The sequence below is a fragment of the Corynebacterium sp. HMSC036E10 genome, assembly GCF_001836265.1.
Taxonomy (GTDB): domain Bacteria; phylum Actinomycetota; class Actinomycetes; order Mycobacteriales; family Mycobacteriaceae; genus Corynebacterium; species Corynebacterium coyleae.
Window position 1 is genome coordinate 1 of the sequence record NZ_KV827988.1, and the last position, 820, is coordinate 820.

General features: G+C 61.2%; 1 pseudogene. It reads left to right on the plus strand.

Going from position 1 to position 820, the window contains the following annotated elements:
* Positions 1-820 (plus strand): annotated as a pseudogene (locus HMPREF2736_RS12420) (hypothetical protein); the annotation flags it as partial.

The window sequence follows — 820 nt, forward strand, 5'->3', positions numbered from 1 at the left end:
GCGTGAAAACAACGCTCACCGAGGAGGGCGCCAAGAAGGTCTTGATCGGCTTCTACGAGCCGATCGAGTACGAGGACGCACTCCTTGACCTCAAGGTTGATTTCGAATCCCAGGAATCCATTACTGAGCGTGAGAACGCTGTCGGGAAGTCTGAGGCCGACGTAGCTCGGGCGGAGGCGGCGCTGGAGGCCGCCAAGGAGGAAATTGCCAAGGTCAAGGACTCTGAGAAGAAGGCCGAGCTGCAGGCAAAGGCAGATGCTCTTGCAAAGAAGGTTGAAGCTGCACGAGATGCTGCGAAGGCCGCAAAGGAAGCTCGAACTGGTGAGCAGGCGAAAACTGAAGCGGCAGCGGCCAAGTCCGCGGCAGATTCGGTGGTCGAAGGCGCCGAAGAGCTCAAGGCCGCTGCATCTGCGGTAGTTAAGGAAGAGCGTGATTCCGCGGCAGCCGAGGCTGCTGCGTTGGCGGCAGCGCAGGAGTCAGCGAAGGGCCATGCGGAGCGCGCGGCGGCTGCGGTGACCAAGGCTGAGGAGGAGATCAACAAGGTTAAGGATAAGGCGAAGAAGGCTGAGCTGAAGAAGAACCTCGAAGCGGCAGAGCAGGAAGCAGCCAACGCGAGTGCCGAGGCTGGCAAGGCTCAGGCAGCAACGACATCTGATGCGGCTGTGGCGGCGGCCGAGGCCGCTAAGACTGCGGCAGACAAGGCTATCGCCAAGGCGGAGGAAACCGAGCAGGCTGCGAAAGACGCTGTGAAGGCGGAGCAGGCAGCTGAAACCAAGCCCGAGACCGAGCCGGAAACCAAGCCGGAAACCAAGCCGGAAAC